Genomic DNA, 22,302 nt, shown 5'->3' on the forward strand with positions numbered 1-22,302 from the left:
TCATCAAACTTCAGCCTGTCCTCCTGAGCGACCGCAGGGAGTCGAAGGATCTGCGGTTGCTTTTTGCCTCTGTATGCATAAATTTGGGCTTCAAAGACAAACAACTTCGGCGCAAGATCCTTGAAGAACAACCGCCGATCTTTCGACTTCGTTTGGCCCCAAAACGGCCAAACTCCGCTCAAGATGACAGCGCAACGCTGAAAGCCCCCGCACCTTCCGGTGCGGGGGCTTTCAGCGTTCATGAACCTGCCAACGCTCTAGTTGTTCAGGTCCAACAGTCCTTTGGGTAGGGCCATCTCCACGCGAAGGTTTGCCGTGTCGAGTGTGCGCAGGAAGACTTTGGCAAAGGGCACCAGAACCTCGCCACGCTCGCTTTGGACAACGAGCAGAGCCACGGGGCCAGCCGAGCGGTCCACGTCCTGGATGATGCCCACAGCGGTAGGTTCGGCGCTGCTCACATCGATGAGCGTGCAACCGACCAGATCGCTGATGTAGACCTCATCTTCACCAAGGGCCTCGCGCTGGTCTGCGGGAATAGCCACAATCAGGCCGCACAATGGCTCGGCAGCCGAAATGGAGTCGACGCCTTTGAAGTGCAGCACAATGCCGTCTTTGTGCATCCAGTGATTTTGGAGCACAACTTCGCGTTTGCCTGCAGGCTTGATTGCCGCAGACCTGTTGCCGGAATCCCCGTCGGCCAATAGCCAGAGCTGAGAGCGCTCGGCGAATTTCTGAGGAAAGTCTGTCAGAATCTCTGCGAAGATCTCACCTTTACGACCTTGGGTCTTGCGCAGACGTGCTAACCATGCCCATGAATCGAACCGTTCGGGTGCGGTTCTTTCTTCCGGTTCTGGGGAAACGCCGGAAGGAGGAAGTTCGCCCATTTAGGCTTCTTCGTCTTCTTCCAGGATGTCGAGCGTGTAGCGGTGGTGCAGCTTCATGCTTACGGCTCCAAGAATAGTGCGTACGGAACGGGCCGTACGGCCCTGCTTCCCTATGACTTTACCTACGTCCTGAGGTGCAACCCGAAGCTTCAGGACAGTGTTTTCGTCTTTGTTTACGGAGTCCACTTCGACAGAAGTTGGATCGTCCACCAAAGCCCGCGCAATTTCGCGAACCAATTCGTCGACTGCGATCATATCGTTTTGGGTCATGCCCTTGCCCCTGATATCAGCATTAGAATTCGGCAATGCAATTCCTGATGGCGAATACTAGCAGAAAGATTCGCCATTAGGCAGTAAATTCTGTGCGGGACCCTTGCGGGCCCGCACCAAATCAATCAGGGTAGGGGATGGGCTTAGACTACGGCAGGTGCCGGAGCAGGGTTGTTGGCAACCAGCTTGGCAACAATGGGGGTCATCTGGGCGCCGACGCCCTTCCAGTAGGCCACGCGCTCGTGCTTGAGCTCAACCGAGGCGGGGTCGGTGCGAGGATTGTAGGTGCCGACGACCTCGATCGAACGGCCATTGCGGGCGCGGTCCTTCTCGATGACCACGATACGATAGTAGGGCTGCTTGCGGGCGCCGACGCGCGCCAATCGAATCATTACCACGGCGAATCTGTTCCTTTCGAAAACCAGTGCTTTGTTGCGTTCTTCCGGAGTTTCCAGCGGACGGAGGCGCGGGTCGCAGATGGACCTGACACCAGGATCTAGGCCGAAGCAAGATGCTCGGCCGATAGCCCCGCGGACCTGAAGCAGTCCGTGGAGACGCCGTTTCGCTCAATACACAACAACTAAGTATCGCCGAAACGGCGGTCGGGAGCAAGTTTCCTATCTTGTGGGTGCTCAACAGACTTCTGTTCCGGGCTGAAAGGGATCAAGATGGGGCGGTTTTCCCGCCGGATTGTTCAGTTTTTTGGGCGCATTGGCGCTCGGCAAGCGGTGAGGTGGCGTATCGGGTACGCTTTGCCTCCATTCACGCAAAAGCCTGCTAAATTAGCAGGCAAACGTATTTCTTCCGCGGAAACAGATGGGGTGAAGCTTTGATTCGCGACTATCACAAATGGCGCTCAAGCCGACTCGACCGGGAGATGGAGCTACTCATCTTCGGCGCGGGCGGGGCGCCGGTTGTGGTCTTTCCCACCTCGGGCGGACGCTTTTTCGACTTTGAGGACCGGGGCATGGTGGCAGCTCTGGCGGAGCGCATTGAGAGTGGCAACCTGCAGCTTTTCTGCCTGGATTCGGTGGACAGCGAGAGCTGGTACAACCATCAGGCCCCGGGCCGCTCGCGCATCGCCCGCCATTTGCAGTACGAGGAGTACGTCCTCGACGAGGTGCTGCCGCTGGTGCGTTTCAGCTCTGGCGACCATCGGCCGCTGGCCCTGGGATGCAGCTTTGGTGGCTACCATGCGGCGAACATTGTCCTGCGCCATCCCGACCTCTTCCGTGGCTTTGTTTCGCTCAGCGGCGTCTACGATTTGGCCGGATTTCTGGATGGCTACTATGACGAGGACTGCTTCTGGAATCTGCCCACCCACTATCTGCCCCGGCTGGAGGACAGAAAGTGGCTGGCGCAGTTGCGGCAGGCGCACTGCATTCTGGTCTCTGGATGGGACGATCCGTGTCTGGAAGAGAATCGCAAGCTGGATGATGTGCTGAGCCAGCAGGGCATTGAGCACCAGTTTCATGTGTGGAATGGGCCGCATGTGCATGATTGGCCCACCTGGCAGCAGATGGTTCGCGAATATCTTTAATCCAATATTTTTCATCGGTTCTGGCTGAAAGTTCAAGAAAAGGTTGAAGTAAAACCTTCAGTTTGCAAGCAGCGGGTTGCGGGAACCGGACACTCGTGCCGGATCTTGTCGTAAAAACATCCACTCGCACTGCAAAGAATGCTTGTGCGCGCGGCAAAGTGGTGCCACAATCGCGGGCATGAAGGGACATGCGGAAGTTATTGCAAAGCTGAATCAGGCGCTCCGCGAGGAGCTAACGGCCATCAACCAGTACTTTCTTCACGCCGAAATGTGTGAGAACTGGGGCTATGAAAAGCTGGCCAAATTCATCAAAAAGCAGTCCATTGGCGAGATGAAACACGCCGAAACGCTGATGGAACGGATTCTCTTCCTGGACGCAACCCCCAGCATGGAGCCGCTGGAGCTTTCCATTGGCAAGAATGTCAAGGAGATGCTGCTGGCGGACTTGGCTCTGGAAGTTGCTGCGGTGGGCATGTACAACGACGCGGTGCAGTTGGCCACGGAGAAAAAGGACCATGGTTCGCGGGACCTGTTCGTCCAGCTATTGAAGGACGAGGAAGAACACGCTGACTGGCTGGAAGTGCAGTTGCATCAGATCGAAGAGATCGGCTACGAGCGCTATCTTCTGGCCCAGACGGTCGACGGATAAGGTCTTCCGGCCTGCAAAGAAACCAATCCTGCCCTGTTTCTACGGGACAAGCAGGCGCTCACGGAAGTGTATTTTCAGCAAAGGCGGCAGTTGTGGACTCTGTATGTTCGCAACTGCCGCCTTTTTTCTATTTGTGCTTCTTGCCAGAGGCCTGCGCCTGGGGCTGCGGTTCCTGTTTGCCGTGATGGCGGTTGTGGTGGGCAAGGGCCTTGGCGATCTCTTCCTGGCTCAGTTGGCTTTTGTGATCGCCCTGTAGAACGTCGCTGACAGAAGGGGCGCTGAGTGGAGTGGGTGTGGTCTGCATAGATTCCTCCCTGGAATAGATAGAAGGACCGGCCTGCATTCCTGTGGAGTGCAGAGGAGGTCGCTCGGTTGGCGGGGCAGGGGCGGCGCGGGCACGGGCTCAGAATAAGCCGGAGCGAAGGGTCGCCGGGTAGACGGGCCACCCGGAGCAGGCAGCCGTTGGCCGACTTGCCCTGTATCAAGCATAGTCCTGCCGTTTGGGGTGGGAGGATTTTCTTCTGGTGCGGGAACCATTTCAGTGGATGCGGGGTCCAAGCAGATAGTATTTCTGACGCAAGAGCTTTGGGGTCTTCCGTTTCCTGGCCGTGGAAGGTTGGGCGGCTTTCTCACGCAAGCAAGGAGGGGTTCATGAGGTTTATTTCCATTGTTCTGGTAGCTCTTCTGGGAGGCGCAGGATGGGCGCAGCCCCCAGTCAAACCGAGCGCAACATCCGGCGCAACTAGAGCCGCAGCAACTGGGGCCATTCAGGACCTGCCGGTGCGCAAGGTGGTGCTTTACAAGAACGGCGTGGGCTACTTTGAACATGCCGGAACCGTCAGCGGTACGCAGAAGGTGGGGGTGGACTTTACCTCGGCGCAACTGAACGACGTGCTGCAATCGCTGACGGTGCTGGACGAGGGCGGTGGAAGAATCGGCGGCGTGAATTACAACTCCACCACGCCGATGGATGTGCAGTTGAAGTCGATTGGTCTGGGCTTGAAGGACTATCCCGCAACCGCTGCGGTTTACCAGGCATTTCGCGGGCAGCGGGTGGAAGTCACCGGGGCAGGCGCGGCATTTTCAGGCCGTTTGGTGAACATCGAGTTTCGCAAGCTGACGGACAAGAGTGGCGCAACCACAGAGGATCATTATTTTCTGATTGTGGCTACCGACGGCGGCGCGCTGCGTACTGCGGAGCTGACGGATTCCGTCTCCGTGCGCATGCTGGATGTGGCGATGCAGAAGCAACTCAGCGATTATCTGCGGGTGATTGGCTCGGCCGCCGAGCAGCAGGCCCGCCATCTGACCTTTACCGACGCGGGCCAGGGGCAGCGCGAGCTGCGGGTGAGCTACATCAGCGAGGTTCCGGTGTGGAAGGCAACCTACCGGATGGTTTTTCCGCGCGAGGCTAATGGCAAGGCCACGATGCAGGGCTGGGCGGTGGTGGATAACACCGTCGGCTCCGACTGGGAGAATGTGCAGCTGGCTCTGGTGGCGGGTGCGCCGCAGAGCTTTCTTCAGCCGCTCAGCCAGCCGCTCTACGTTCAGAGGCCAGAGATTGCCATCCGCACCGAGGGCCAGCGCATGCCGGAGACGCATGAGGCTGCCGAGCACGTTGTACATGTGCAGTCCGAGATGATGAACCGCGAGCTGATTGCTCCGACACGGGTACCGCGCAACATTCAAAGGGTGACTTCGGAAGAAGCAACGCCACGGAGCTTTGGTGTAGCGGGTATGGAAGGCGTGGCCGGTAGCATTGGTTCCGGTTCAGGGAATGGCTACGGTGAGGGGATGGGCGGCGGTGTTTATCGCGCGTCCGACGCCATGCAAGAGGGCGACGTGGCCACCAAGGCCTTTGACGACTACTTTGAGTACGCGCTCAGCCAGCCGGTGACGATCCACAAAAATGAGTCGGCCATGGTGCCCATTCTGCAGCAGGATCTGCCGGCCGAGCATGTGACGCTGTGGAACGAGCATTCGTCTGCACCGCTGCGGGCCGTGTGGTTGACCAACGCTTCGCAGCTGACGCTCGACCGGGGTAGTTTTTCAATCTATGAAGGCGGCGAGTTTGCGGGTGAGGGTCTGCTGGACCCGATCCATCCCGGCGAGCGGCGGCTGCTGAGCTATGCGGCGGATCAGGCCGTGGCGGTGCGTGTGCTGGACCGGCAGCAGGCCCACAAGCTGCATCACGTGAGCCTGCAAAAGGGCGTGCTGACCGAGACGCAGATGGATGAATCGTCCGTGACCTATTCCGTGACCAACTCGGCGGACGTGGACCGGGAGGTTCTGGTCGAGTCGCCCCGGCAGAGCGGCTGGACGCTGGAGGATGGCGTGCAGGCCGACGAGACTGCAGCCGACGTCTTCCGCTTCAAGCGGATGGTGAAGGCGCATGAAAACACCAAGCTCGAAGTGCGCCAGCATGGACCCAGCAAGACCTGGGTGCAGCTTGATCCCCATCAGAACCAGAGTGAGTTTCTGCTGAAGCTGGCCAACGACGCGCCCGAGACGCTGGCCGCGCTCAAGCCGGTAATCGATGCGCAGACCGACGTTGCCAAACTGGATGGGAAGATTCAGGAGTCGAAGGCGGCGGAGAATGCGGCGTCGAAGGACGAGGGTCGCATGCGCGACAATCTGACCGCGCTCAAATCGAGCGATGCTGCCAGCCGACGCTTTGTGGACGAGCTGAACAAGGCCGAAGACACGCTGCAGGCTGCTGAGAAGCAGACCCATGAGCTGGAGCAGCAGAAGAACGACGCGCTCGAAAAGCTGCAGGCGCTGATCGGCGGTCTGAGCGATGAGTGGGATGTGAAGTAGGACAGCTTCCAGCCGCTAGCCTCCAGCTTCTAGCTCCCAGCTGTCAGCTTTCAGCTCGGCTTGCGAACCGAATCCGCATGGACATTTCATGCAGCGGCAAACATGCAGCAGCGAAAAGCCCGCGCCGTAGGCGCAGAGCGAAGCGATCGGCCCCACCGCAGGTGGCGCAAACACAGGTTTCTGCAAGCCACAGCCCCTTCCCACTGCAAATACAAGCTGACGGCTGAAAGCTAGCGGCTAGCGGCTGTTTTCCTACTCCACCGTCAGCGTCATGGTGCTGGTAATGCCGCTGTAGCTGCCGGTGATGCTGGTGATGGTGATGGTGTAGGTGCCGCTGGTGGTGGGGGTGGCGTTGCTTTTTGGGGAACTGCTGCCGCCGCAGGCTGTCAGTCCGCCGCCCAGCGCGAGGGCCAGAAGCAGCAGGTCCAGAAGGCTGCGCCACGTGCGGCGTCGGCCGGGAATGCCCAGGAAGATTAGCCCGGCCAGCACGGCTCCTCCAGCCGGTGCGTACCGCTGCCAGGGCGTGGCGGGCGCATGGTTGCTGGCCGAGCTTGCCGCCGTGGTGGTGATCGTTAGCCTCGCGGTTGCCGCGCTTGTACTGCTGATGCTCAGCGGTGAAGTGGAACCGAAGCTGAGTGTGGGTGTGCCCACGGCATTCGATGGCGCGCTGGAGATGGCCGCCGTAAGCGTCACCGTGTCTTCAAAGCCGTACTGGGGCGCGACGGTGATGGTGGAGGTGTTGCCGGTGGTTGCTCCCTTGCTCAGGCTGACGTTGCTGGCCGTCAGGGTGTAGGTGGTGATGGTGACGGCAGCGGAGTTGCTGCTGGTGCTGAAGATTCCGGAACTGCTGCTATCAGGGGAGTAGGTGGCCAGAAGTGTGTCGGCTCCGGCGGCCAGCGCGGCGGCGGGAATGGTGAAGACCACACTGCCGCCGGAGAGAGTGCCGGTGCCGGAGTAGCTGCCGCTGCTCAGCGTGACGCTGCCGGTGGGCGTGAGCGCATCATTGCCGACCCGGATGGTTACCCCCAGCGCCGAGCCCAGGAAGATGGAGTTGGTGGCTGGTGTGACCGTGACGGCGGGGGTGGGCGTGGAAACTGTCACCGTGTTGCTTCCCACCGCGCCCTGATAGGTGCCCAGACTGGCGCTGTCGGGCGTGTAGGTTGCCGTCAGCGTATTGCTGCCCGGCGACAGGGTTCCGGCGGCAAGGGTGGTGCTGATAGCGCCAGAGCTGAGCGAGGCGCTGTAGCTATAGCTGCCGCTGGTCAGCTTGACCGTGCCGGTGGGCGTTCCGTAGTTGCTGGTTACGTCGATGCTGATCTGGTCGGACGCGGTGGTGTTGATGCTGCTGCTGCTGGGCGTGATGGTGACCGTGGGCAGGGTGTAGTTGGTGTAGTGGGCGACGAATTCGGCAACGTCAAGCGAGCCCAGCCCAGTGACTTCGTCGTAGCCGGTAGCCAGCGCATAGCCCTGCTGCACCGCGCCGCCGGTGGAGGAGTAGACGCTGTTGTTGCACATGCTGGGTGTGCTCAGCGTGCAGGAGCTGACGGCGCTGCTGGCCGGTGTGGCGTCGTGGAAGGCGGCGGCGTATATCGTTGCGGATTCTGCCATGCCGTACAGACTGGGGTTCAGATTGCCCTGGCTGCTGCCCATCTTCTGGTCCAGCAGCGCCGCCACGCCGGCCATGGACGGGGCTGCTGCCGAGGTGCCATAGACGCTGCCGAGTGCGCCCGCGCCGCAATCGCTGGCAGCGGCCGCCATGCAGAAAAGATAGGCATCGTGGCCGGCGGCGGAAAAGGCAACGTCGGGGCTGTAGCGGCCGGCCGCCGCCGCGAGTACGCTGTTGCCCGTCTGCCAGCTGGGCGTGCCGATGTGGGTGCTGTAGCCGCCGCCCGAACCCTCCACCTCGGAGGTGCTCGACTCGTTCCAGCCGCCCTCGGGAATGTAGCCGAGGGCCGATGCGTAGTCCGCGCTGTTGGAGGTGCTCCAGTAGGTGCTGTAGGAGGAATCGGCAAACTCCGTGCCGCCCACGCAGGTTGCATAGCTGGAAGCGCAGATGTCGTTGGGACTGTCGCCGTAGCTGCTGCTGCCAGGCGAGCTGAAGGCCGTGTCGCATCCGGCGGCGGCGGAGTCGCCCGAGGCTACAAAGACGCTGATGCCTTTGCCTGCCGCCGTCTGAAAGAGCGTATTCCAGAAGCTGACGTCGCTGCTGGTGGCCTCGGCCTCGCAGGCTCCAAAGCTGATGGAAAGGATGTTGGCGGAGCTGGACTCCGCCAGATAAGCAGTGTCGGCGCCAATGCCGTCGTCGCTACCGGCCGCCGAGGAGGCCACCAGCAGCAGCGCTGCGCCGGGGGCCGTGCTGCCCGCGCGCTCCACATCGAGGGTGGCTTCTTCCTGACCGTTCAGTTCGGAGGTGTTGCATGTGGAATTATTTTCGACTGCGCCGGGCTCGACGCCGCCGTAGGCCGTAGGAATCACCTCGGTGGGCGCGGCAAAAGTGACTCCGAAGATACTCTGAAAGTTGCTCAGATCCTCGCCGCACACTCTGGACCAGCTGACGATGCCGATGGTGTAGCCCGCGCCGGTGTAGCTGCTGGTGGGAACGTCGTAGATCGTGTCAAAGTCCAGCGGCGAGAGGTAGTGGATGGAACCGCTGGAGTAGAGCGGCGCGAGTGCGCCCGACGAAGCATTCCGTGCCACGGGCGAGGCGGTATGCAGCAAGGGACGCTCGGCTGGCGTATGCAGCCCGCGCACATGGCGCACCAGCCCGGCCAGCGCTGCCGGAATCGTCGGATCGGTGGCCGGAGCCATTCTGGTTTCGCCAAGGATCGTTCCGCCGTGAATCGTGTAGTTGCGCAGATCCGTGCCAAAGGCCGCGCCAATCGCACCGGCTGTTCCGCCAAAGCGCAGAATCATGCGGTCGGGGCTGAGCTGGTTCACGTGCAGACCCTGGCTGGTCAGCCAGTTGGTTACGGCCTGAATGTCGCTTTCGGAGGGGCCAAACTCCGCGCCGATCTGGGCCGCCGTCCGCCAGTGATGATACTGCGGCGATGGCGGGTCAAGCTGCTCCTGCAGCAGCTCCTCGAAGGCCGTTTGCTGCTCCTCCGGACGGGCAAGCACCATCTTCATCTGCTCAAAGTTCTGCTCTGCATCGACCGCCGTGGAGGCGTTGGAGGCATTGGCCCACGCCGGATGGTGGCCAGCCAGTGGGACCACCTGCCCGGGGTCAACTGCCGTAGTGACCAGATTGCGTCCCTGAGCCCCCAGCGGCGCAATTCCGCCTGCAAGCAGAAGAATCCAGAAGATGGATCTGCCGACGAGCAGCATTGCGCTTGCGGTGCGGCGTTGAGACACGGGTTTCCCTCCATGGGTGTGCAGTTCTAGTCACAATGGAGTGACCGGCCCATGGCTACTTTCTCGCGGAATTTGGCTGTAGTGGGAAAATTGTCGCCAGAATATGTACGAAAGCAAGACAAATGGGAAAGGAGTGAAGCTCTTCCCTCAGGAAATCGGAACGGTCTGTAAATAAAGAAAAGAACTTCCGCAACTACAGACTGAGAGGAGTCTGGACCACCGGCTGGGTCGGGGGCAGACAGCCATGTGAGCGGAATGGATCATATTTCAAAGAGCTCTTTTTTGTCGCTTTTCCGGATTTTAGCCACTGTCTCCTGCCTTTTATTGCTCCTGGGCCTGGGACAAAGGCAGGCACACGCTTCGTGCAGTAGCAGTTCGGCGACCACCGCCAATATTCATGCCATCTCGGTCGATTTGCCCGCTTCGCCTTACCTGAACTGCGAGGTGACCACCACCGGTATTGTGATTGCCGTGCTCACCGATGGCTTTTACATTGAAAACGCCAGCGGCTGGGACTCGAACACCTGTAGTTCCGAGGGCATTTACGTCTATACCGGTTCCACAACTCCCACCAGTCTGGGCATCGTGCCGCAGCAAAGCGTCACTGTGACCGGACTGGTGGAGGCTTCCAACAGCTCGGTCTACGCGGGCATCCAGATTTACATTGCCTCCCCGGTTGTAGGCAGCAGCGGAAATATCGTCATCAACTCCACCGGCAACGCTCTACCATCGACGGTGGGATCCAGCACACTGACTGCGGCTACGGATGGAACCTGCACCGACTACGGTGACGATTCCTTCGGGCAGTGGCTGCCGTTTGAGGGCATGCGGGTCAACATTCCATCCAGCTCCACGCTTTTGGTCACGCAGGGCACGGGCGGCACGGTTACGCCCTCGGCACAGACCGCCGTAACCAACGGCCAGTTCTGGGCAGTGCTGACGACCACTCGGCCCATGCGCTCTGCTGGCATGAACATTCTCGATCCGGTTCACGCCACGGCGATTGCCGACAAATCGACGATCGAGACATGGAATGGCAATCCGCAACTGCTGTTTGTGGACAGCACGGCGCTGGGCGGCACGGCGCTGGATGCTTCTGCCACGACGGAATATACCGGCAGCGATAACTTGATCGGCATTGTGGATTATCACCTGAGTTCGGCAGGGTACACCGGTCTGCTACTCACCTCCGCTTCGGTTTCCGCCTTGGCGGCCGAAACCACCGGTGCCTCGCCGACAGTAGCCACCACCCGTGGCTCAAGCGAGGTCACCATTGCCACCCAGGACCTGAACAGCCTGACCGCAGCGGAGACCAACCGCATCACCAAGCTGGCCTATGCCGTGGTGGACTACCTCAAATCCCCCGACATTCTGGCCGTGCAAGGGGCGACAGACGGTGCGCTGAATGCTCTGATCAGCGCCATCAGCACGGCGGGTGGTCCAAGCTATACGCTGGCGGGCGAATCCACGGCCGATTCCAGCAGCCTGTTGAATGCCTTTCTGGTGAATGCCAGCATGTTTGACGGCACGCCCACCGCTTCCCAGATTCTTGCTTCCGACACCTACACCAGCACCTCGTCCACGACCTCCGATCTGTTTGCGCGTTCGCCCCTGCTGCTGACGGCCAGCATTGCCCGCAGCAGCAGCAGCGATTACGCCATGAACATCGTGAACACCACCCTGCTGGCCCGCTCCGGATTGAGCGCGACCAGCACCACGACCGACACCCAGTTGCAGCGCGAACAACAGGCCGAAGCGCTGGCCGCCTATGTTGCCTCACTGCAGACGGCAGGCGACAACGTGATGGTGTTGGGTGGCTTTGACAGCTTTGAGTTTGCCGACGGCTACGTTGACACGCTGGGCATTCTGGATGGACTGGAAGCCAGCAACACCGACGATGGCGCTTATGTGTGGACTTACTATGGATCGTCGGCCAGCTCGCTGGTGGATACCACCACGACGTCGCCCAATCTGACCGCTACAGCCGCGGCGGGAACGTCCACGGTTACGCCCACCACCAGCCGCTACACCTACGTGGAAAATGGATCGGCCGAGCAGCCCGATCACATCCTCATCAGCTCCGGGATGAGCAGCCTGACTTCGATTGACTATGCCCGCTTTGGGGCGGATTTCCCCGACAGCCTGACGTATACAACCTCAACTTCTTCCACGGCCAGCATGGTAGAACGCGCTTCCACGCATGATGGCGTCGTTGCCTACGTCACGATTCCTTACGCAACTTCGCAGACGCTGAGCTGTTCACCGACGCTGGCCGAGTCGGGCACGTCGGTGTACTGCACGGATCTGGTGACCTCTTCCTATACCGGAAGCAAAGTTTCCGGAACCATCACCTACTACGACGGCAGCACGGCGCTCGGTACGGCCACGGTTACCAGCGGCTCGGCCAGCTTTACGCTCTCTTCTCTGGCCGTTGGCGTACATACCATCACTGCCCAGTTCGCCACCAACAATCCATTCCAGGCCAGTACGTCCAACACGCAGACCGTCACGATTCTTTCCACCTTTGCCCTGAGCCTTTCGCCAACGTCCAAGACCCTCTACACCGGCGAAACAGCCACCTATACGCTGACCGTGACTCCGGGCACCGGTTTCACGCTGGATGTGGCGCTGATCTGCAGTGGCGTTCCTGACAATGCCAGTTGTACCGTCTCGCCTGCCACGGTGACAGGCGGTTCAGGCACGGCAACCATCACGATTCTGACGAAGGCTCCTCATCAGGAGACGACCACTGCAAAACTGGAGCGCGGTGGACTGGAGCGCGGCAGGCTGGAGCGTGGCGGCGGCGGTGTGTTTCTGGCTGGATTGCTGCTCTTCCTGCTACCCCGGCGCAAGCGGGCCAGTTGGCTGGCGCTGTTGCTGGTTGGTTTTTTGCTTACGGCGCTGACGGCCTGCAATCAAGCGGGTTCACTCACCGGGGGCACACCTGCCGGCAGCTACACCATTACGGTCACCGGTACCGCCAGTTCTGGCTCCATCACCATTACGGAAACCGCAACGACAGTGCTGACAGTGAAGTCACTTTTCTGAGCTTGAGGACGAGGACAGGAATATGAGCAGGATTTTGACGAGAAGTGGCCGCTTTGTGCAGCTTGTGCCGCAGTTGATGGTTGCATTCTGCCTTCTGGGCACGGGGCTGTTGCATGCTCAGACGGCCATCGATGGAACCAACGGGGAGGCCTCGCTGTGGGCTGGTGCGGAGTATGCCAACTTCAAGGCCGGCTTCCCAGTGGACAGCAACGTGCGCCTGGGCGGCATGGGCGTCTTCCTCAACTACAACCGGACCCGCCACTACGCCGTGGAAGCCCACATGCGCATGCTCAACCAGGGCAGTTGGTATGGCGAGACGCAGCAGGACTGGCTCATCGGCCCGCGTTACACCTTTCTGCGCGGCGAAAAACTGCGTCCCTACGCCTACTTTCTGGTGGGCATGGTGCATATGCAATACCCCTTCGAGATGGGCGCGAGCAACAGCTTTACCATGGCCCCGGGCGGCGGCGTGGAGTACCGTTTGAGCCGCAATCTGAGCGTGCGTGGCGGCTATGAGTTCCAGTCGCTGGCAACCTCGTCCAACTTTTCCAACGAACCCGGGTATAGCCTGAAACCCAATGGCTTTACCATGGGCGTGGCCTACCGCATCTTCAGCAAGAGGTGAGGGGAGCGGGTCAGCGAGTCGGCAAGTCAGCACGTTGCTGATTCGGCAAAGAAGGTGTGCTTTTGTGCTCCCCACCCTGGCGGAAAAATCAATGCCACTCCCGTTCGGGTGCCCTACCCTCGCCGCGTTTTAGCTTTCAGCCTCCAGCTGAGAGCTAGAGGTTAGAAGCTGCTTCTACCTACTCACCCTTTCCCGGTCGCAGCATCAGGTCGCGGATGGCCTCATGCGGGTCCTTGCCTTCGTGCAGAATCTTTTCCATCTGCTCGGTGATGGGCATTTCCACGCCGTGCTTGCGGGCCAAGCCTAGCGCCGCTTCGCAGGTGAGCACGCCTTCAGCCACCTTGCCGCCCAGGCTTTCCAGAATCTCTGGCAGCTTGCGGCCCTGGCCGAGGGCATGGCCTACGGTGCGGTTGCGGCTGAGGGAGCCGGTGCAGGTGAGCACCAGATCGCCCACGCCGGAGAGGCCGGCCAGGGTTTCGCGCTGACCTCCGCAGGCCACGGCCAGACGGGTGATTTCGGCTATGCCGCGGGTGATCAGTCCCGCCGCCGAGTTGTAGCCGAGCCCCATGCCGGAGGCCACGCCAGCGGCAATGGCAATCACGTTCTTGAGCGCTCCGCCCAGTTCCACGCCCACCAGATCGGTGGAGGTGTAAAGGCGCAGCGTCTCCGAGGAGAACTCGCTCTGGACGCGCTCTGCCACGGAGCGCTGGCTGAAGGCCACGGTCACGGTGGTGGGCTGGCCCTCGGCCACTTCCTTGGCAAAGCTGGGGCCGCTGAATGCGCCAATCTGCACGTCAATCCCGTCGAGCGTCTGGCGGATCACCTCGCTCATGCGCAGATGAGTGCGGCGCTCCACGCCCTTGGTGGCGCTCACAATTACCTGACCGGCATGGAAGTGCGGCTTGAGCCGGGCGATGGTCGGGCGCAGAAATTCACTGGGAATTACGCTGACCACGATCTCGGCTTCGGCGATTGCAGCGTCGTCGCCGGTAATGGCGAGGTCGGCGGGCAGCTTGAAGCCGGGCAGGAAGAGGGTGTTTTCACCGGCGGCGGCAATGGCGCTGGCCTCGTCGGCCCGGTGGGACCACAGGCTGATCTGGTGGCCGCCGTGGCGGTGCAGTGCGAGCGCGATGGCGGTTCCCCATGCGCCGGAACCCAGTACGACGATGCGGCTCATGCGGACTTCTTCTTTCCGAGGCGGTTTTCCGTGCCATTCAGCAGGCGACGGATGTTCTGATGATGCTTGACGATGATCAGCGTGGCCACGATCAGCTGCGCGGCCAGAAAGGCCGGTGGCCGGTCACCCTTGACCAGGAACCAGGCAAAGACCGGGAAGCTGAGCGCGCCCAGAATCGAAGCCAGCGAGACGTATTTGCTGAGGTAGAGCACCACGATGAAGACCGTGATGGCCGCCAGTGCCGCCCACGGCGAGGCCACCAGAAAGACGCCAAAGGCCGTGGCCACGCCCTTGCCGCCCTTGAAGCGCAGCCAGACCGTGAAGACGTGCCCCAGAACGGCAAAGAGTGCCGCAATGGCCTGAGCCGTGCGGAATGGTTCGCCCGGCATCAGCAGGGAACCCAGGAACCCGCCCAGCCATACCGCAGAGCAGCCTTTGAGTACGTCCAGCAGGAAGGTGGCCAAGCCTAGCCCCTTGCCGCCGGAGCGTAGAACGTTGGTAGCGCCGATGTTCCCGCTGCCTGTTGAGCGGATGTCTTCATGGCGGAAGATGCGGATGAGCAGATAGCCTGTGGGAATGGACCCAAGCAGGTACGCCGCCGCTGCAATCAGTACTGAGGCAAACAACATATCGAGCTTGAGTTTAACAGGGAAGGAAAGGCAGCTTCCAGTTGCCAGCTTCCAGCTTCCAACTGCTAGCTGCTAGCTGCTAGCTGAAAGGCACCAGTCACCAGCCGTCAGCCCTCCGCTTTTTCTTGTTGGCTTCAGCCGCGGATGTTTTTCGAAGATTTGCATCCGAAGCAGAGGCTAAACAGGCTGCGGAAAAACTCGTAGCGGAGGGAGGCAGGGGTTTTAGATAAAGGCGATATTCAACGCATTGGTTCTTCAAGGGCCTGAAGGCCCTTGCTCCCTCCGTAAAGACAAATCCACTCGGAGATGAGTTTTCGGCAGCTTGTAAAGCCCCTGCTCTCTGCCCCCTGTCCTCTGACCTCTGTTCTCTGTGGAAGTGCTAGCATCTAAGATGGAAACCAATCACCATGTCTGATTCGATCATTGCCCCCACCGCTCCCCGTGTTCGTTTTGCCCCGTCGCCCACTGGCTACCTGCACGTTGGCAGCGCGCGCACCTTCATCTTCAACTGGCTTTATGCCCGCCACACCGGCGGCACCATGGTCTTTCGCCTCGACGACACTGATACCGAGCGCAACTCCGACCAGAGCGTGCAGTCCATCTTCGAGGGCCTGAAGTGGCTCGGTATGGACTGGGATGAGGAGTATCAGCAATCGGAGCGGATTGATCTGCACCGCAAGGCGGCCTGGTCGATCTTTGAAAAGGGTCTGGCCTACCGCGACTTCACGCCTGCCCATGCAGGCGACGATGCGCCGTCGAGCGCACAGGGCGCGTGGCTCTTCAATCCCGGCATGCGCGAACTGAGCCCGGAGGAGAGCGACCGCCGCGCCGCCGCGGGTGAGCCGTATGCCCTGCGCTATCGCGTACCCCGTGGCGAAGGCCGGATCGTGAGCTTTGTCGATAACGTCTACGGTGAGCAGTCCAAGGCTGCCGACGAGATTGAAGACTTCGCTCTGCTGCGCTCCGACGGCAATCCGACCTACCATCTGGCCTCCTGTTTTGACGACGCGGATCTGCGCATTACCCAGATCATCCGCGGGCAGGATCACCTGACCAACACCTTCAAGCATGTGCTGATCTTTGAGGGCCTCGGTGCCGTTGCTCCCAAGTTCGCCCACCTGCCGCTGCTGGTTGCCCCTGACGGAGCCAAGCTCAGCAAGCGCAAGCACGGCCCGGTGGTCAGCGTGACCACTTACCGCGATGCTGGCTTCCTGCCCCAGGCCTTCATCAACTTCCTCTGCCTGCTGGGCTGGTCGCCCAAGAACGATCAGGATTTTCTGCCGCTGGATACTATTCGCAGCCTGTTCACGCTGGAAAACGTGAACCGCGCCAACGCGGTGGTCAACTTCAGCGAAGAGGAGCCCTTCGACCCCAAGGCTCTGTGGCTGAATGCCGAGCATCTGCGGGCCCTATCGGTCGAGAAGCTGGCCGCCGAGCTTGAGCCCTTCTTTGCCAAGGCTGGCTTGGTGGCTTCGGCGGAAGGCATTGCCGCTGTCACGCCGCTCATCCGGGAGCGCATCAAGCTGCTGGGCGAGGCCCCGGCTGCGGCGGATTTCTTCTTCCAGAAGGAACTGGTGCCCTACGATCCGGCCGAGCTGATTCCGCCCAAGGGTGGTGATGCGGCCATGGCCAAGAAGGTCCTCGGTTATGCCCTTCAGGTGCTCGCTTCTGTCGAATTTACCCACGACGTGCTGGAGCAGACGATGCGTGCCGCTGCCAACGAGCTTGGTCTGAAGGCTGGGCCGATGTTCCAGCCGGTGCGTGTGGCTGTCTGCGGCCGCAAGAACGCCCCGCCGCTTTTTGAAACCATGGCCGTGCTCGGTAAAGAAGTTTGCCTTGACCGCATCCGCAAGGCGGAAGCACTGCTTTAGTCAACCGCCGCGATGCGGTTTGGATTGAATTTACCCCCGTTGCCGTTGTAGAAAGAACCAGGACCCCCAGTGATGACCAACGAGAATCCGGAAAGCCAGGGCGCAGTTTCCAACTTCCTTCGTGACCAGATGGCCGAAGATGTGCGGACCAAAAAGTACGGCGACGCCGTCGTGCAGACGCGTTTTCCTCCCGAGCCCAACGGCTACCTGCACATTGGCCACGCCAAGGCCATCTGCATCGACTTTGGCCTGGCCGACGAGTTTGGCGGCAAGACCAATCTGCGCTTTGATGACACCAACCCATCCAAGGAAGAGCAGGAGTACGTCGACTCCATTCAGGCCGACGTGCGCTGGCTGGGCTTTGAGTGGGATCGCCTCTGCTACGCCAGCGACTACTTCGATCAGCTTTACGCCTGGGCCACGCAGCTCATCCAGGCGGGCAAGGCCTATGTAGATGATCAGACGGCCGAGGAGATTCGCAAGCATCGTGGCACGCTTACCGAACCCGGTGCGCCGAGCCCCTTCCGTGACCGCAGCATCGAAGAGAATCTTGACCTTTTCGCGCGCATGAAGGCCGGCGAATTTCCCGACGGCAGCCGCGTGCTGCGCGCCAAGATCGACATGGCCTCGCCCAACCTGAATATGCGCGATCCGGTGATGTATCGCATCCTGCATGCCGAGCATCACCGCACCGGCAACACGTGGTCCATCTATCCGATGTACGACTTTGCCCACGGCCAGTCGGACTCGCTGGAGAAGGTTACCCACTCCATGTGTACGCTGGAGTTTACCGATCATCAGCCGCTTTATCGCTGGTACATCGAGCAGTTGGGCATCTTCCCCACGCAGCAGATCGAGTTTGACCGCCTGAACCTGACCTACACGCTGCTCAGCAAGCGCAAACTGCTGCAACTGGTGCAGGAAAATCACGTAAACGGCTGGGACGATCCGCGCATGCCTACTCTGAGCGGCATTCGCCGTCGCGGCTTCACGCCCGAGGCCATGCGTACCTTCTGCGGCTCTATCGGCGCATCGCGCACCAATGGCACCACCGACATTGAGGTGCTGGAGCACTTCCAGCGCGATGATTTGAACCACCGCGCCGCCCGCGCCATGGCTGTCTTACGGCCATTGAAGCTGATTATCGACAACTACCCAGCCGATCAGGTGGAGCACTTCGAAGTGGCCAACAATCCCGAGGATCCCACCGCCGGAACGCGTCTGGTGCCTTTTGGCCGCGAGATTTACATCGAGCAGGAGGACTTCCGCGAGGTTCCTCCGCCCAAGTATTTCCGCCTGTCGCCGGGCAAGGAAGTTCGCCTGCGCGCGGCCTACTTTGTGACGGCGCAGAGCATCGTCAAGGATGAGGCAGGCAACGTGGTGGAGGTGCATTGCACCTACGATCCGGCCAGCAAGGGCGGCAATTCTCCCGATGGCCGCAAGGTCAAGTCGACGATCCACTGGGTCTCGGCTGCCCATGCGCTGACGGCGGAAGTGCGCGTCTATGACAAGCTCTTCACCAAGCCCGACCCTAGCGATGTGCCCGAGGGCGGCAGCTTCCTCGACAACCTGAATCCGAACTCGCTGGAAGTGATTGCCGACGCCAAACTGGAACCATCGTTGGCCGAAGCCAAGCTCGAAGCGCACTACCAGTTCGAGCGGGTGGGGTATTTCTGTTTGGACCGGGACTCAGCGCCCAGCAAGCTGGTGTTTAATCGCACGCTGCCCTTGAAGGACGGCTGGGCGAAGATCGAGAAGAAGGCTGGGGCGTAGGGACCAGGGACGTAGGACCAGGGACTTGCGCACGGTCGTGCAGCTGCTGATGGAAAAGCCGGACCTTCGGGTCCGGCTTTTCTGTGGGCATGAAGAAGGCGTTGTTTTTTCGTCCATCAATGGAGGGAGCCGGGGCCTTCAGGCCCCGGAAAAGAGGCCAGCCCATAGGATTGCGGTTTTAGCCGCAGATTTTGCTGGAGATTGCTTTGGCAAAGCCCGGGCCTGAAGGCCTGTTCATCGTGCGGCTCCGCTTTCATGAGCCTGAAGGCCCATGCTCCCTCCGTCTGACCGACCCACGCATGCGGGTGGATTTACTTACCCGAAGAACTCACTATGCGATCCGAGTCGAGCAAGCCAAAGAGTTCCTTCGTTTGAATGCGGTGGATCGCTCAATCGTCCGCATGGAGGTCGCCCATCAAGGCTTTGACGCTCTTGAATTGCTTCCCCTTGCCTGCTTCCAGTTCTGCCATTGCCCGGCGTGTGGTTTTGTTGGGAACCCGGACCTCGAAAGGCAGGCGTTTTTCGTCGGCGATGCGCAACATCAGCAGCCGGATCGCATCCGAAATCGAGAGTCCCATCGACTCCAGCGCGTCCGCTGCCAGTTCCTTGGTGCCGGAATCGATGCGTGCGCGTACGTAGGTGTCTGCCGTGGCCATGGAATTCCTCTGCCTGAATTGTAGTCACAATGTAGTCTCGTTGCAATCAGAAAAGCTGCAACGCGACTACAATCAAACACAGCATGAATTGGAATGAATTGATTGCCGAAGTCAGCGCGGTTGGCTCGGGCGGAAGCTCGGACGTAACCATTACCGGAATTGAGTACGACTCGCGCAAAGTGCGCAAGGGCAGCGTCTTTGTGGCCATGCAGGGCGGCAGCAACGACGGCAACCGCTTTGTGGAAAAGGCCATTCGCTCGGGTGCGGTCGGCATTCTGACCGACAACCCGAATACCGTTGACCATTTGACGGTCTATGAGCCGGGCGTGGGCGTGCTGGAAGTTGAGCATGGCCGCCGCGCGCTGGCCGAAGCCTCGGCCGCATTTTTCGGCCATCCGGAAAAGAAGCTGGCCTCTATCGGCATTACCGGCACCAACGGCAAAACCACCACGGCCTTCTTGATTGAGGCTCTGCTGAACGCGGCGGAGCGCAAGACGGTGCTGGTGGGAACCATCGAGTACCACGTCTGCGGTGAGGTGCGGCCCTCCGTACACACCACGCCCGAATCGCGCGATCTGTACGAGTTGATGGCCGAGGGCGCAGACAAGGGCGCAACCGAGTTGATCAGCGAAGTCAGCAGCCATGCGCTCGATCAGGGCCGGGCCATTGGCGTGGACTTCGACGTGGCCGTCTTCACCAACCTGACGCGCGACCATCTGGACTATCACAAGACGATGGAGCGCTACTTTGCCGCCAAGAAGCTGCTCTTTGATGGCATGCGCTATGCCGCGCCGCGTGTGGCCGTGATCAATGCGCACGACGAGCGGGCCAGACCGTTGGCGAATGCCGCCAAGGGCGCGGGAGCCGAGGTGCGCACCTACGGCATTGGCAAGGGCGAGTGGCAGGCCACCGGCTACACGCTTACGCCAGCCGGAGCCACCATTCAGTTGGAAACGCCTGTTGGCAAGGCGGAGTTGCACTCCCATCTGGCGGGCGAAGTGAACATCCTGAACCTGCTGGCAGCTTTTGCGGCAGCGCATGCGCGGGGCGTTGCTTTTGATGCTCTGGTGAAGAGCGTGGAGCAGCTCCAGCCGGTTCCGGGCCGCTTCCAGACGGTGCATGCAGGCCAACCCTTTACGGTGATTGTGGACTACGCGCACACCGACGATGCGTTGATCAACCTGACGGCGCTGGCGCGGCAGATGACCGAGAAAGACGGCAAGCGCGTGATTACGCTCTTTGGCTGTGGCGGTGATCGCGACCGCACCAAGCGGCCCAAGATGGGCGTGGCGGCGGGCCGTGGCTCGGACTTTGTGGTGGCCACCAGCGACAATCCGCGCTCGGAAGATCCGGCGGCAATTCTGGCCGAGATTGAACCCGGATTGAAGGAAACCGGCGTCCAATATACCGTGGAACCGGACCGCACTACGGCGATTCGTCTGGCGCTCAAAAGCGCGCAGTCGGGCGATGTGGTGCTGCTGGCCGGTAAGGGCCACGAGAAGGAACAGATCCTGAAGGATGGCACGATCCCCTTCGACGATGCGGAGGTTGCGCTTTCGTCCCTGCGGGAGATGGGCTATGGGGAAGGCCGATGATTCTGACACTTGCAGATGCCGCCATCGGCGCTGGCGCCGTACTGGAGGTTCCTACGGTAGCCGCCAACGCCGGTGAGCTGACGGTTTCTGGCTACTCGATTGACTCGCGCACGGTACAGCCGGGCGAACTGTTTTTTGCCGTGCGCGGTGACCGTTTTGACGGCCACGATTTTGTGGCTGCCGCGGCTGGGCGCGGTGCTGCGGCGGCCGTGGTCAGCCGGAATCGCGTGGCCACGCTGTCTGACGCGGCGCTTTCCATTCCGCTGCTGCTGGTGGACGATCCGCTGACGGCACTGCAGCAACTGGCCGCGCATGTGCGCCGCCGCTGGGGTAAGCGTGTGGTGGCTGTAACCGGCTCAGCCGGCAAAACCACCACCAAAGAGGCGATTGCCGTCGCGCTCGGCGCAAAGTTTCGCGTGCTGAAGACGCAGGGCAATCTGAACAACGCCTTCGGCCTGCCCTTGCAATTGCTGCGCCTGGAGCCGGAAGACGAGATTGCCGTCATTGAGATGGGCATGAATCATGCCGGAGAGATCGCCGCGCTGGCCCGCATCGCTTCGCCCGATTGGGGCGTCATCACCAACGTGGGCACGGCGCACATTGAGAACTTTGCCGACGGGCAGGACGGTATTGCCCGCGCCAAGTTTGAGCTGATTGCCGCGCTGCCGACTGCGGGAGTGGCGTTTTTGAGCGCCGCCGACCCCTATGTGGCGCAGTTCGGCCGCGGATTTCAGGGCAAGACCGTTTACTTTGGCGATGGTCCCTGTGCCGATCCGCGTCTGCAGGCGGTCCGTGAGGATCAGGACGGCTTGCACGTGCAGTTCGTCTCGCATGAAACCAGAGGGGAATTCACTTTGGGCATGCTGGGCAGGCACAATGCGACCAATGCTCTGGCCGGGTTGGCCGTGGCGCTGGAAGCTGGTGTGGATCTGCATGCCGCCTTGGCCGCACTGGGTACGCTGAGCGCGGGAGACAAGCGCGGCGAGATTCTTGTGCTGGGCGCTGTGACCGTGCTCAACGATTGCTACAACTCCAACCCCGAGGCTTTGCGTTCGATGATTGCCACGCTGGCGGCGCGGAGTGCCCGGGGCAGGCGCGTTCTGGTGGCGGGCGAGATGCTGGAGATGGGCGCGCACGGACCAGAGCTGCATGCAGCTTGTGGACGGGCGGCGGCTGAGGCGGGAATCGATCTGGTGATTGGCGTCGGCGGCAATGCGTCGCATCTGGCGGCGGCGGCCTGCTCGGGCGGTGTGGCGGCGGTCTTTCTGCCCGATGCCGAAGCGGCAGGCAAATACATGGCAGGCCACGTGCGAGCGGGCGATCTGGTACTGCTGAAGGGCTCGCGTGGCGTGCATCTGGAGCGGGCTCTGGAAATCTATAAAAACTCGCTAGACGCCGCAACTGTGGCGGGCTGAAG

The 22,302-nt window shown here is 60.9% G+C and carries 17 protein-coding genes; 9 read left to right on the top strand and 8 right to left on the bottom strand.

Features of this window, described 5'->3' with window-relative positions:
- Positions 1-257 precede the first annotated feature (257 nt).
- The 3 genes from rimM to rpsP all read right to left on the bottom strand — a co-directional run bounded on the left by rimM (position 258) and on the right by rpsP (position 1,546).
- Positions 258-884, bottom strand: a complete 627-nt coding sequence (gene rimM / locus ACOBR2_RS08120; RefSeq protein ID WP_420239521.1) for a ribosome maturation factor RimM — start codon at positions 882-884, stop codon at positions 258-260.
- On the bottom strand, positions 885-1,154 hold the full coding sequence (locus ACOBR2_RS08125) for a KH domain-containing protein (RefSeq protein WP_420239522.1): 270 nt from the start codon (positions 1,152-1,154) through the stop codon (positions 885-887). It lies immediately after the preceding gene.
- A gap of 143 nt (positions 1,155-1,297) precedes the next feature.
- Positions 1,298-1,546 (bottom strand): 30S ribosomal protein S16, encoded by a 249-nt coding sequence (gene rpsP / locus ACOBR2_RS08130; protein ID WP_420239994.1) that lies wholly within the window; start codon positions 1,544-1,546, stop codon positions 1,298-1,300.
- 437 nt (positions 1,547-1,983) lie between these two features.
- Between rpsP and ACOBR2_RS08135 the strand changes: the two genes are divergently transcribed.
- Both ACOBR2_RS08135 and bfr read left to right on the top strand, forming a co-directional pair.
- Positions 1,984-2,694 carry an esterase family protein gene (locus tag ACOBR2_RS08135; RefSeq protein ID WP_420239523.1) on the top strand — a complete coding sequence of 237 codons (711 nt, stop codon included), beginning with the start codon at positions 1,984-1,986 and terminating at the stop codon, positions 2,692-2,694.
- Positions 2,695-2,872: 178 nt separating this feature from the next.
- Entirely contained in the window at positions 2,873-3,343 is a 471-nt protein-coding gene (gene bfr / locus ACOBR2_RS08140; protein ID WP_420239524.1) for a bacterioferritin, read from the top strand.
- 127 nt (positions 3,344-3,470) lie between these two features.
- Here bfr and ACOBR2_RS08145 read toward each other — a convergent pair whose 3' ends face one another.
- The gene (locus ACOBR2_RS08145) at positions 3,471-3,647 is read right to left on the bottom strand and encodes a hypothetical protein (RefSeq protein ID WP_420239525.1); all 177 of its coding nucleotides are present in this window, start codon (positions 3,645-3,647) and stop codon (positions 3,471-3,473) included.
- 347 nt (positions 3,648-3,994) lie between these two features.
- Here ACOBR2_RS08145 and ACOBR2_RS08150 point away from each other — a divergent pair, with 347 nt between their 5' ends.
- A complete protein-coding gene (locus tag ACOBR2_RS08150; protein ID WP_420239526.1) occupies positions 3,995-6,160 on the top strand; it encodes a DUF4139 domain-containing protein in 2,166 nt (721 codons plus the stop codon).
- 252 nt (positions 6,161-6,412) lie between these two features.
- On the opposite strand, the gene ACOBR2_RS08155 is transcribed toward ACOBR2_RS08150, so the two are convergent.
- Complete coding sequence (locus ACOBR2_RS08155) at positions 6,413-9,511, bottom strand: protease pro-enzyme activation domain-containing protein (protein ID WP_420239527.1); 3,099 nt, start codon at positions 9,509-9,511, stop codon at positions 6,413-6,415.
- 414 nt (positions 9,512-9,925) lie between these two features.
- Between ACOBR2_RS08155 and ACOBR2_RS08160 the strand changes: the two genes are divergently transcribed.
- Positions 9,926-12,559, top strand: a complete 2,634-nt coding sequence (locus tag ACOBR2_RS08160) for an Ig-like domain repeat protein (RefSeq protein WP_420239528.1) — start codon at positions 9,926-9,928, stop codon at positions 12,557-12,559.
- Positions 12,560-12,581: 22 nt separating this feature from the next.
- Positions 12,582-13,184 (top strand): outer membrane beta-barrel protein, encoded by a 603-nt coding sequence (locus tag ACOBR2_RS08165; RefSeq protein WP_420239529.1) that lies wholly within the window; start codon positions 12,582-12,584, stop codon positions 13,182-13,184.
- A gap of 178 nt (positions 13,185-13,362) precedes the next feature.
- Here ACOBR2_RS08165 and ACOBR2_RS08170 read toward each other — a convergent pair whose 3' ends face one another.
- Complete coding sequence (locus ACOBR2_RS08170; protein WP_420239530.1) at positions 13,363-14,361, bottom strand: NAD(P)H-dependent glycerol-3-phosphate dehydrogenase; 999 nt, start codon at positions 14,359-14,361, stop codon at positions 13,363-13,365.
- Positions 14,358-14,990: a glycerol-3-phosphate 1-O-acyltransferase PlsY gene (gene plsY, locus ACOBR2_RS08175; RefSeq protein ID WP_420239531.1), complete on the bottom strand. Its 633-nt coding sequence runs from the start codon at positions 14,988-14,990 to the stop codon at positions 14,358-14,360. Before plsY ends, ACOBR2_RS08170 begins: the two co-directional genes overlap by 4 nt.
- Before the next feature lie 407 nt (positions 14,991-15,397).
- Between plsY and gltX the strand changes: the two genes are divergently transcribed.
- Both gltX and ACOBR2_RS08185 read left to right on the top strand, forming a co-directional pair.
- Positions 15,398-16,861 carry a glutamate--tRNA ligase gene (gltX, locus tag ACOBR2_RS08180; RefSeq protein WP_420239532.1) on the top strand — a complete coding sequence of 488 codons (1,464 nt, stop codon included), beginning with the start codon at positions 15,398-15,400 and terminating at the stop codon, positions 16,859-16,861.
- A 72-nt stretch (positions 16,862-16,933) separates the two neighbouring features.
- The gene (locus tag ACOBR2_RS08185; RefSeq protein WP_420239533.1) at positions 16,934-18,634 is read left to right on the top strand and encodes a glutamine--tRNA ligase/YqeY domain fusion protein; all 1,701 of its coding nucleotides are present in this window, start codon (positions 16,934-16,936) and stop codon (positions 18,632-18,634) included.
- A 389-nt stretch (positions 18,635-19,023) separates the two neighbouring features.
- Here ACOBR2_RS08185 and ACOBR2_RS08190 read toward each other — a convergent pair whose 3' ends face one another.
- Positions 19,024-19,290 (bottom strand): type II toxin-antitoxin system RelB/DinJ family antitoxin, encoded by a 267-nt coding sequence (locus ACOBR2_RS08190; protein WP_420239534.1) that lies wholly within the window; start codon positions 19,288-19,290, stop codon positions 19,024-19,026.
- A gap of 83 nt (positions 19,291-19,373) precedes the next feature.
- Between ACOBR2_RS08190 and ACOBR2_RS08195 the strand changes: the two genes are divergently transcribed.
- Positions 19,374-20,885, top strand: a complete 1,512-nt coding sequence (locus tag ACOBR2_RS08195; protein ID WP_420239535.1) for a UDP-N-acetylmuramoyl-L-alanyl-D-glutamate--2,6-diaminopimelate ligase — start codon at positions 19,374-19,376, stop codon at positions 20,883-20,885.
- Positions 20,882-22,300: a UDP-N-acetylmuramoyl-tripeptide--D-alanyl-D-alanine ligase gene (locus tag ACOBR2_RS08200; protein WP_420239536.1), complete on the top strand. Its 1,419-nt coding sequence runs from the start codon at positions 20,882-20,884 to the stop codon at positions 22,298-22,300. The genes ACOBR2_RS08195 and ACOBR2_RS08200 overlap by 4 nt, the downstream gene beginning before the upstream one ends.
- Positions 22,301-22,302 lie beyond the last annotated feature (2 nt).

This window comes from Telmatobacter bradus (genome assembly GCF_048629425.1).
GTDB classification, from domain to species: domain Bacteria; phylum Acidobacteriota; class Terriglobia; order Terriglobales; family Acidobacteriaceae; genus Telmatobacter; species Telmatobacter bradus.

Excerpts from the sequence above, each read along its gene's own strand:
- ACOBR2_RS08170 (WP_420239530.1), bottom strand. The coding sequence starts at position 14,361 with ATGAGCCGCATCGTCGTACTGGGTTCCGGCGCATGGGGAACCGCCATC.
- ACOBR2_RS08195 (WP_420239535.1), top strand. The coding sequence starts at position 19,374 with ATGAATTGGAATGAATTGATTGCCGAAGTCAGCGCGGTTGGCTCGGGC.
- ACOBR2_RS08150 (WP_420239526.1), top strand. The coding sequence starts at position 3,995 with ATGAGGTTTATTTCCATTGTTCTGGTAGCTCTTCTGGGAGGCGCAGGA.
- bfr (WP_420239524.1), top strand. The coding sequence starts at position 2,873 with ATGAAGGGACATGCGGAAGTTATTGCAAAGCTGAATCAGGCGCTCCGC.
- plsY (WP_420239531.1), bottom strand. The coding sequence starts at position 14,990 with ATGTTGTTTGCCTCAGTACTGATTGCAGCGGCGGCGTACCTGCTTGGG.
- ACOBR2_RS08165 (WP_420239529.1), top strand. The coding sequence starts at position 12,582 with ATGAGCAGGATTTTGACGAGAAGTGGCCGCTTTGTGCAGCTTGTGCCG.
- ACOBR2_RS08145 (WP_420239525.1), bottom strand. The coding sequence starts at position 3,647 with ATGCAGACCACACCCACTCCACTCAGCGCCCCTTCTGTCAGCGACGTT.
- ACOBR2_RS08200 (WP_420239536.1), top strand. The coding sequence starts at position 20,882 with ATGATTCTGACACTTGCAGATGCCGCCATCGGCGCTGGCGCCGTACTG.
- ACOBR2_RS08190 (WP_420239534.1), bottom strand. The coding sequence starts at position 19,290 with ATGGCCACGGCAGACACCTACGTACGCGCACGCATCGATTCCGGCACC.
- rimM (WP_420239521.1), bottom strand. The coding sequence starts at position 884 with ATGGGCGAACTTCCTCCTTCCGGCGTTTCCCCAGAACCGGAAGAAAGA.
- ACOBR2_RS08125 (WP_420239522.1), bottom strand. The coding sequence starts at position 1,154 with ATGACCCAAAACGATATGATCGCAGTCGACGAATTGGTTCGCGAAATT.
- gltX (WP_420239532.1), top strand. The coding sequence starts at position 15,398 with ATGTCTGATTCGATCATTGCCCCCACCGCTCCCCGTGTTCGTTTTGCC.
- rpsP (WP_420239994.1), bottom strand. The coding sequence starts at position 1,546 with ATGATTCGATTGGCGCGCGTCGGCGCCCGCAAGCAGCCCTACTATCGT.
- ACOBR2_RS08185 (WP_420239533.1), top strand. The coding sequence starts at position 16,934 with ATGACCAACGAGAATCCGGAAAGCCAGGGCGCAGTTTCCAACTTCCTT.